Below are 9,407 nucleotides of genomic sequence, written 5' to 3'. Positions count from 1 at the left end.
GGTTTTTTCAATAACAAAAAAACTTGCGCCAATTAATAAAATGAGTGCTATTAAATCTGCCCTGGCAATGAACCCTTCAGGAACGGATAATAAGATATCAAAAACAGAAACAGACGGAGCTTCTATTTGCTCGAAAGAACCTGGCACTACCTTTGTCTGGTTAGTATCCGGATTAATGATTCTTTCGTATTCTCCTTGAGGAACAATATAGGTTAAAGCAGCAGAGAATAAAATAAACCCAATCATAATTACAAGGGCATTCGGAAACTTCTTCATTTGGTTGGTTGGCTTTAGGAGATGACAGAAAAGCTTTAAAGGTAATAGATTTATTTTCTATTCAGAATTGAAAACAAAGAGGCAAGGAACTTCAAAATCATTTTTATTGAAATTTAAATGATTATATTTAAGAAGGCCGAAAATGGAATTATGAAAAGCCAGACTTCCTTTATCTTTCTCTTTCTTTCTTTATCCATGGGCCATTTTATGTTTGCCCTGCAGGGTAAAAATGACAGTATTAAAGAAACCACAGCACTTTTTAAAAATCAGGAACAACTGCCTTTAAAACTAAAATTTTCCGCTAAAAACCTAAGAGAGAATACTAACGATAGCACTTATGTAAAATCAATGCTATGGTATAACGATGCAAATACCGTATGGGATTCCATAGATATTCAACTCAGAGCCCGGGGTAATTTTAGACGAGACAACTGTTATTACGTTCCATTACGAATCAAACTAAAAAAATCTGAAACAAGAGGAACACTCTTTCAGGGGAATAAAAAACTTAAAGTTGTGTTACCCTGTCTGGAGGGAAGAAATGGTAATGATTATGTTATAAAGGAGTATTTGGCTTATAGGCTATATGAAGTTATTTCGCCCTATCATTTCAAAACCAGATTGTTGGAGATAGAATTTCTTGAAGAGAAAGGACATCGAATAAAGCAACACCAGATCCAGGGGTTTCTTATTGAGGATATTGATAATGTTGCCGAGCGTGTAAATGGAAAGCAGATAAAAAGAGTTATCCATCCCTTACAGCATGACGCTGTTTTTGCAGTAGAAAATGCATTTTTTGAATACATGATAGGAAATACAGACTATTCTTCAAGGGTTCAACACAATCAACGGCTTTTGTTTGTGGAGGATAAAATTATTGCAGTACCCTATGATTTTGATATGTCGGGCCTGGTAAACACACATTACTCAACGGTGTCTAATATCCAGAATATACCTACCAAAATAGAAAGTGTAACCGAACGTGCCTATAAAGGCTATGAACGTGATGAAGCCATATTGCAAGAAGTAAGGCAAACTTACCTTGATCATAAAGAACAACTTTTTGCCACCATTGATGGTTTGCAAACATATTTCCGAGATCCTGTTCAATTTCGGACGGCAAAAGAATTTGTGGAGAGTTTTTTTGAAATCATTGAAGACGATAAAAAATTCAATAGAAATATAATTAACCGTACTAGGGTTAAATAATAATCAGTCCAATTTTATGTATGAGTCACAATTTTATTGTGTGCATTTCTTAGTAAATATCCAAATAGCAGGATACTGAGAAATGTCTATTTTATCATTTCTTTTGCGTTTTTAATTAGGCTTAAGCTCCTCATCAATTAATACCAAAATTTCGTCAATTTCCTTAATAGCGGCATTATAGGTCTGTTCTTTTTCTTGCATAATCTCCAACAATAAAAATACAAGGTTTTGAAATTCGTTGGAAAAAACAAGGTCCGGGTCAATGACTTTGGCGGAAACAAAATTTACGGCTGAAGTTAAATTGGGGGCAGCGAATTTCATCATCACATCGTAATGAATATTCTCCATTCTGTTTACATAATTATAGCGTTCTTCCAACCATCTAACTCTGTTAATGATCCTTTGGTTTCGAAGCAACTGCATTTGGCCGCCATTTACTAAAGTCTCATAAATATTGCCTTCTCTGTCAAAATCGGAATAATTGGTAAGTTTTGAAACTATAATCCCCAGGGTATCCATTTTGGTGCGGTCATTGGTCAAAATAAGCTCTTTGGCAAATTCAAACTGTACCATGTAGTGATTGTTATAATCTATCTGACTCTGAATAAGTTCTTTATCTCCAATAATTTGGTCTCTGATATTTTTATAAATTTTTATTTCTGTAATTTTTTTCTCCCTTTCTTCATTCCAGTTATCGACTTGAAAGGCTAGTAAAATCCCAATCATTACCAATAAAATTTCACCGATGGCATATAAAAGGTATTTTTTTAGGTTCTTATCCTGAATTAATTGTTGTCTGAACCCTCTAAATAATTTCATATGTATTTAAATATTTAAACTGATTCAAAGAATGCAAATCTTTATGAAATTACTAAAGTATTTTGGGGAACCCAAGTTTTGTTAAATGGTTTCTTTTTAATGAGAGGACAAAAAAATGCCCGAAACAAATTAATGATAAAGTGAAGTATTTTTTCTACCGATAAAAAAAACAGGGCATTCGGACATTAAAAACAGGCCTTCATCCACTAAGATTATGATTATATCCTTAGAAGTTATATCCTAGCAACATCTCCTTTCATTGAGATATACTTATTAACCATAAAACTATTATACAAAAACATGAAAAAAATCATTCTCTTATTCGTTGCTATTGTACTTCTGGCCAGTTGCCAGGAAAAAGTGAAGGAACCCGAGGCACCTATGCCAGATCCGAATATGGAAAAATTCCATAAGAATGTTGAAACCACAAAGGCTTTTTTGGAGGCATTTTCTAACAATGACTCCCTTAACTTTGGCCAGTACGTTACGGACGATTTTATCTGGTCACCCCCCAGTGTGGGCAGCGACTCTTTACCAAGAACTACATGGGAAGAGGCTATGAAAGGTTTTATGAAGGGGTACAATAACAAAAAACTAAGCGATGCTCAATATTTTGCGGGCTTGGGAGAAGATCAAAAACCCAATGGGGATGTCAGGGTTTACGGACTTTGGAAGTCGATCAATGCTGAAACAGGAAAAGACTCTAGATTAAAATATTATGCCGTCTACTTTTTTAATGAAGCAGGGAAAATTACGCATCAGGCAGAATGGTATGACACCGCAGATCTGACTAAAGAATTTTAGGAAGGCATCTCATATTCCATGGTCATTATGTACCATGGAGAGTTTTCTAATGGAAAATCCGACTTTTTTCGAAAAGTCGGATTTTTAAATTTTAGTATTCGTTTTGTTAAAAGTGCTAAGCAGGCTACATGTTAAAGTGCAGATTCAATATCAATACCGGCTTCCAATAAAAGATTAAAAATAAGGCGGTATTCATCCTCACTAAACTCTCCATCTGCGTTGGCCATCTCACTCAACATCACTCCTAGTGCGGTTTTTTTATTGTGTGGCATAGCCTTCAGGACTTGCATACATTCCATAGCGGTAATTTTCCTCGCTTCTTCAATGAGAACGCGGTCAAATTTTAAAATATCCATCAATTGAGTAAGGAAGTCAATTTCACGTTTATCAACTTTTCCATCTACCAGAATAACCTCATCAATGGCTTTTACTATGGCTAATTTTTCAGCTAAATTAAAATTCATTATTTCTTTTTCTAGAATTGATATGATGATTCTCCGTTATATAAATTACAATATACAAGGTAATTAAAAAAAGTCATTCTTGCATCCTTTTTAACGGCTTTCCGATAGGAATCATAATTAAAAAAGGTTTTGTAACTTATCTAATAAAAGTTCGTTTAAATATAGCAGAATAAATATGCTGCAGATCCTTAGACATGAGACCTTAAGGTATAAATATTTCCTCAAATGTTAACAATCAAGGGCTATAGAAGATATGGTTAATAGATCAGAGGAGGAGGAGGAGATACTTATTACAGATGCCGAATTCTATGGAGAGGTTAAAAAAACAATTTGAAATATGAAACAAATAATGCTTATATGCCCGATGTTTTTTTTGTTGATAGCACTAAATTTAAATGCTCAGGATATTACCGTGCTCTCATATAATATTCGCTTGGATGTGGCTTCTGATAGCCTGAATCGTTGGGATAATAGAAAGGACTTTTTAATTGGTCAACTGAACTTTTATGAACCCGAGGTTTTTGGAATTCAGGAAGGGTTACTGCATCAGTTGGAAGAAATTAAGAAAGGAATGCCCGGTTATAATTATATTGGGAAGGGAAGGGAAGACGGACTCAAAAATGGTGAGTTTTCGGCGATTTTTTATAATCCGGAGAAGTTGGAGTTAATGGAAGAAAACACCTTCTGGCTATCGGAAACGCCTGAAATACCTTCAAAAGGATGGGATGCAGCCATTAAACGGGTTTGCACCTATGGATTATTTAAAACCAAAAGGGGGGGGCAAAACTTTTGGGTATTCAATACGCATTTTGACCATATTGGAGAGGAGGCCAGAAAGGAAAGTGTATTCCAGATCATTGAAAGAATACAAGAATTAAACACTAAAAACTTCCCTGTAATATTAACAGGGGATCTTAATCTGGAACCGGATCACCCGAGTATTTTATTGCTCTCCAGTGCCATGCAGGACACCCATTTGCTTGCCGGGGATAAGGGTTTTGGCCCTGAAGGAACATTTAATGGGTTTAATTTTTCAGAACCCATAACACGAAGAATAGATTATATTTTCCTTTCCAAAACAGGATTTCAGCTTCTTAAATATGCCATTTTGAGTGATTCGGAAGACTTGAGATATCCTTCAGATCATTTCCCCGTACTCGCGAAGTTATCTATTATCGAAACAGAATGAGAATAGCCCCTATTGCAGTTAAAATCAGGATCAACTTCCTATAAAAACTTTCACGAATAATTTTAACCAGCCGTACACCAATAAATAACCCTAATATGATTCCGGGGAGTAGTTTTAAATCTATCACCAATGTTTCCCAACTAATAGTTTTCCATACAAAAATGTGAAAAGGCAGTTTTATTGCATTTACAATCAGAAAAAGCCATGCTGCAGTGCCTATAAATACATTTTTAGGAAGTCGCATAGCCAAAAAATAAATATTTGAAAAGGCCCCGGCCAAATTCCCAATCATAGTGGTAATTCCTGCCATTACCCCCATAAAACCTCCAAAAGCCCAATGTGAAGGGACAGATTTTGATTTGCGTAAATCCCACCAGTACATAAGCAATACACTTGCCAGAATAATGCCCGACATTCCAATTTTAAACGTCTTTTCGGGAAGGTTTTTTCCAATCAGGACCCCTATCAATAACCCTGATATCATCCATGGTAGAAAACGCAGAATATATTTCCATTGTGCGTGCCTGTTGTAATAAATTACCGCAAAAATATCACCAACTAAAAGCAATGGCACAATAAGACCGGTAGATTCTCTGGCTCCAAAGGCGAGTGCCATAAGGGTAACAATAATAATAGCGATACCTTTTAGGCCTGCTTTAGAAATCCCCAGAATTACGGAGGCAAAAAAAGCCAATATCCAGGAGGTGGTGGTAATTTCCAATATAGGATGTTAAAGCGATTAATAGGTTTAAAGAACAAAAAACAAATGTATCCTAAAAAATAATATCTTTATGCCTTGACCAAAACCAAACTATGGAATTAAGTACCTTAGACTACTCGTTTATAATTGTATTTTTCTCAATTGTTCTGCTTATTGGGATTCTGGTTTCTAAAAAATCAGGGAAGAATACCACAGAATTTTTCTTATCGGGAAGGACTATGCCCTGGTGGTTACTGGGACTCTCTATGGTAGCAACTACATTTTCTACAGATACGCCAAACCTGGTAACTGATATTGTTAGAACCAACGGCGTTTCGGGAAACTGGGTCTGGTGGGCCTTTCTTATTACCGGCCTGTTAACCGTATTTGTGTATGCCAAACTATGGAGAAAATCTAATGTAAATACGGATCTCGAATTTTATGAATTACGTTATGGCGGTGCTCCGGCAAGATTTTTAAGAAAGTTTCGCGCGGTTTACCTTGGTGTTATTTTCAATGTAATTACCATGTCTGCGGTTACCCTGGCAGCCATTAAAATTGGGGGAATAATGCTTGGGTTGGAACCCTGGCAAACTGTAATAAGTGCCGGATTAATTACAGTAACTTTTAGTGCATTAGGCGGTTTTAAAGGTGTCGTATATACAGATTTCTTATTGTTTTTTGTGGCAATGGGAGGTGCAATTGGTGCAGCATATTATTTGGTAAATTTACCGGAAGTTGGAGGAATACAAGCTCTTATGGCCAATGAAAATGTGGCGGACAAACTCTCTATTCTGCCAGATTTCAGCAACAAGCAGGCTTTGATCACACTTTTTATTATACCCCTTGCAGTACAATGGTGGAGCTCATGGTATCCGGGAGCGGAACCTGGTGGTGGAGGTTATATTGCGCAAAGAATGCTTGCGGCAAAGAACGAAAATCATGCTATTGGAGCTACCTTTTTCTTTAATATTATGCATTATGCTTTAAGGCCTTGGCCATGGATATTGGTAGCCCTGGCTTCTTTGGTGATATATCCGGATATAGCCAGTATTCACGAGGCATTTCCAAACGTGGCAGATGATAAATTAGGACATGACCTGGCGTATTCCGCCATGCTGACTAAATTACCCAGCGGGCTTCTTGGTCTGGTTTTAGCTTCTTTGATTGCGGCCTACATGAGTACAATTTCTACCCAGCTAAACTGGGGGTCATCTTATATCGTTTATGATTTTTACAAGCAGCAGATTAATCCTAAGGCTTCAGAAAAGAGATTAGTTGCGGTTGGGCGTTTGTCTACAGTTGGTCTTATGGTGCTTAGTGCTCTACTTGCATTGCTGCTTCAAAATGCTCTTCAATTATTTGAAGTTTTACTCGTTTTTGGGGCTGGTACTGGTTTAATATTTATTTTAAGATGGTTTTGGTGGCGTATTAATGCCTGGAGTGAGATTACCGCTATGTTTGCCTCAGGAATCATATCTATAGTTCTTAAACTTACTGCTGTCGGACCATTTTTATTTGCAGCAGATACGGGCGTTTTCCCGGACTGGTCTGAATATATTTTTGTTGTTTTGGCAACTACAATTATTTGGCTGGCCGCTACGTTTATGACTCAGCCTGAATCAAAAAAGGTACTAAGAGATTTCTATATAAAAATTCAACCCGGAGGCCCGGGCTGGGAGAAAGTTATCAAAGATGCAAAATCTGATGGCGTTGTAATTTCCGATCCTAATGAGAAGTGGAGTGTCCCGCAGGGAATTTCGGCAATGGTTTTGGGTTGTGTACTAATTTATACCTGCATGTTTGCCACAGGATATTGGATTTATGGGGAGACAAAACTAGCCATCATATTAACGGTAATTGCAATTGTTTCGGGAGTTTTATTAGCAAAAGTCTGGAACCGGATGAAAGAAGATATATTATAGTACTATGAAAGAAAGAATTATATCTGTTGATATTTTTCGGGGCTTTACCATAGTATTAATGATTTTGGTAAACACGCCAGGAACATGGTCCAATGTTTATGCGCCTTTTTTGCATGCCAATTGGCACGGATATACACCAACGGATCTTGTATTTCCATTTTTCCTGTTTATTGTAGGAACCTCAATAGCTTTTTCTTACAACAACAAAAAGGCTACGAAGGCTACCTACAGGAAGATTACAGTAAGAGCTTTAAAACTAATAGGTTTAGGCCTTTTTCTGGGAGCATTTACAATACATTTTCCTTTTATTAAGGATTTTGATAGTATCCGGTTTCCGGGTGTTTTACAACGCATAGGGGTAGTATTCTTTTTTGCGGCAATTTTATTTATAAATTTTAACTGGAGAGTACTTCTTGGAATTTGCATAACCATATTAATTGGGTATTGGATCTGGATGGGTTTTATTCCTGTTAATGGTATAGAGCCAACTTTTGACAGGGCAGCCAATAACTGGGCTAATTATGTTGACCTTAATGTATTAGGAACCCATATGTACAAGGAAGACTATGATCCCGAAGGATTATTGAGTACACTACCTTCTATAGCCACTTCATTGATGGGCATATTTACCGGGTTGATACTTTTGTCTAAACGTGCAAAAAAGGAAATATTATTATTTCTTCTGGGAGCCACTCTTGTTATAGCAGGACACCTTTGGGATCTTATATTTCCAATTAACAAGGCTCTATGGAGTAGTAGTTTTGTTTTAGTAACCGCTGGGTGGGCCAATATATTTCTGGCCTTAATATACTATTTAACCGATATTAAGGGGCTTAAATTTGGAAGTGTTTTCCGCTACGCTGGCTCAAATGCGATTACGGTTTATTTTTTATCAAGCTTTGTAACCAAAATATTTTATTCGATAAAAATGGATGAGCAAACCACACTTCATCAGTGGCTGTTTAAGAATATATATCTTCATGATTTCATGTCGGCTGAGTTATCTTCGTTGCTATACGGATTAACAGTTGTTTCGTTTTACTTACTCTTAGCTTATGTAATGTACAGGCGTAAAATATTTATTAAGGTTTAAAGTTTCCGGAAAAACCTAAATATGTAGAAGATATTACAAACAGTTAATAATCACGATTGTAATTCAAGATACCGGGCCACGTACTTACCAATTACATCAAACTCCAGGTTCACCAAAGTGCCAATTTCGTATTCTTTAAATCGTGTATGCTCATAAGTGTATGGAATAATTGCTACACTAAAGGCATTTTTTTCAGAATTAACAACTGTTAAGCTAACCCCGTCTACTGTAATGGATCCCTTTTCAATAGTAATATTATTAAGCTTCGGATCGTACTCAAAAGTGAACATCCAACTACCATCATTCCTGGTTATTTTTCTACAAACTGCCGTTTGGTCCACATGGCCCTGAACCAGGTGCCCGTCTAGTCTTGACCCCATGACCATAGCTCGTTCCAGGTTAACTGGCTGCCCTTCCCTTAGTTCTGAAAGGTTTGACTTTTGCAGGGTTTCATCAATCGCTGTAACTGTATAATAAGGCGCTTCTTTTTGGACCACTGTCAGGCATACCCCATTGTGGGAAATACTTTGGTCTATTTTTAATTCATCGGTAATAAGGGATCTAACCGTTATGTGAAGATTGCTTCCCTCTTTTCGCAATCTGTGTATTTTACCTAAAGTTTCAATTATTCCTGTAAACATGTATCATTTAAAATAAGTAGTTTTGCTCTGTAAAAGTAGAAATAAAGAGTTTGATAACATGGAGGAAAAGGCAAAAATAAGGTTGGGGATATCCATTGGGGATTTGAATGGTATAGGATGTGAAGTTGTACTTAAAACATTTGAGGATTCCAGGATGACGGATTTTTGCACCCCAATTATTTTTGCGTCAAACAAGACCATATCTAAACAGAAGAACGACCTCGGAATCGATATTAACTACAATGGCATTAAGGAAGTTTCAAGGGCCATAGCGGGAAAAGTTAATG

The 9,407-nt window shown here is 36.6% G+C and carries 9 protein-coding genes and 2 pseudogenes; 6 read left to right on the top strand and 5 right to left on the bottom strand.

The window, feature by feature from the left end:
* Window positions 1–276: pseudogene (locus WBN20_RS09415) on the bottom strand (YfcC family protein); the annotation flags it as partial.
* A 117-nt stretch (window positions 277–393) separates the two neighbouring features.
* On the opposite strand from WBN20_RS09415, the gene WBN20_RS09410 reads away from it, so the two are divergent.
* The gene (locus WBN20_RS09410; protein WP_424281498.1) at window positions 394–1,485 is read left to right on the top strand and encodes a hypothetical protein; all 1,092 of its coding nucleotides are present in this window, start codon (window positions 394–396) and stop codon (window positions 1,483–1,485) included.
* Window positions 1,486–1,596: 111 nt separating this feature from the next.
* On the opposite strand, the gene WBN20_RS09405 is transcribed toward WBN20_RS09410, so the two are convergent.
* Window positions 1,597–2,304 (bottom strand): DUF6090 family protein, encoded by a 708-nt coding sequence (locus tag WBN20_RS09405; protein WP_424273841.1) that lies wholly within the window; start codon window positions 2,302–2,304, stop codon window positions 1,597–1,599.
* A gap of 300 nt (window positions 2,305–2,604) precedes the next feature.
* Between WBN20_RS09405 and WBN20_RS09400 the strand changes: the two genes are divergently transcribed.
* Window positions 2,605–3,108 carry a lipoprotein gene (locus WBN20_RS09400; protein WP_424281497.1) on the top strand — a complete coding sequence of 168 codons (504 nt, stop codon included), beginning with the start codon at window positions 2,605–2,607 and terminating at the stop codon, window positions 3,106–3,108.
* A 131-nt stretch (window positions 3,109–3,239) separates the two neighbouring features.
* Here WBN20_RS09400 and WBN20_RS09395 read toward each other — a convergent pair whose 3' ends face one another.
* Entirely contained in the window at window positions 3,240–3,572 is a 333-nt protein-coding gene (locus WBN20_RS09395; RefSeq protein ID WP_424271198.1) for a TerB family tellurite resistance protein, read from the bottom strand.
* A gap of 337 nt (window positions 3,573–3,909) precedes the next feature.
* Between WBN20_RS09395 and WBN20_RS09390 the strand changes: the two genes are divergently transcribed.
* Window positions 3,910–4,761, top strand: coding sequence for an endonuclease/exonuclease/phosphatase family protein (locus tag WBN20_RS09390; protein ID WP_424281496.1), 852 nt, complete (start codon window positions 3,910–3,912; stop codon window positions 4,759–4,761).
* Here the strand turns inward: WBN20_RS09390 and WBN20_RS09385 are convergent.
* Window positions 4,745–5,482 (bottom strand): sulfite exporter TauE/SafE family protein, encoded by a 738-nt coding sequence (locus tag WBN20_RS09385; RefSeq protein ID WP_424271200.1) that lies wholly within the window; start codon window positions 5,480–5,482, stop codon window positions 4,745–4,747. The two genes, WBN20_RS09390 and WBN20_RS09385, sit on opposite strands and share 17 nt — an antisense overlap.
* Window positions 5,483–5,574: 92 nt before the next feature.
* On the opposite strand from WBN20_RS09385, the gene WBN20_RS09380 reads away from it, so the two are divergent.
* The gene (locus tag WBN20_RS09380) at window positions 5,575–7,386 is read left to right on the top strand and encodes a sodium:solute symporter family protein (RefSeq protein WP_424281495.1); all 1,812 of its coding nucleotides are present in this window, start codon (window positions 5,575–5,577) and stop codon (window positions 7,384–7,386) included.
* A gap of 4 nt (window positions 7,387–7,390) precedes the next feature.
* Window positions 7,391–8,479: an acyltransferase family protein gene (locus WBN20_RS09375; RefSeq protein WP_424281494.1), complete on the top strand. Its 1,089-nt coding sequence runs from the start codon at window positions 7,391–7,393 to the stop codon at window positions 8,477–8,479.
* Window positions 8,480–8,529: 50 nt separating this feature from the next.
* Here WBN20_RS09375 and WBN20_RS09370 read toward each other — a convergent pair whose 3' ends face one another.
* Window positions 8,530–9,120, bottom strand: a complete 591-nt coding sequence (locus WBN20_RS09370) for a riboflavin synthase (protein ID WP_424281493.1) — start codon at window positions 9,118–9,120, stop codon at window positions 8,530–8,532.
* A gap of 58 nt (window positions 9,121–9,178) precedes the next feature.
* Here WBN20_RS09370 and WBN20_RS09365 point away from each other — a divergent pair.
* A pseudogene (locus WBN20_RS09365) lies at window positions 9,179–9,407 on the top strand (4-hydroxythreonine-4-phosphate dehydrogenase PdxA); the annotation flags it as partial.

The sequence above is a fragment of the Eudoraea sp. genome (genome assembly GCF_049665975.1).
In the GTDB taxonomy this organism is placed as follows: Bacteria; Bacteroidota; Bacteroidia; order Flavobacteriales; family Flavobacteriaceae; genus Eudoraea.
Note: the sequence above shows the minus strand (reverse complement) of the source record. Positions and strands in the feature narration are given on the sequence as shown.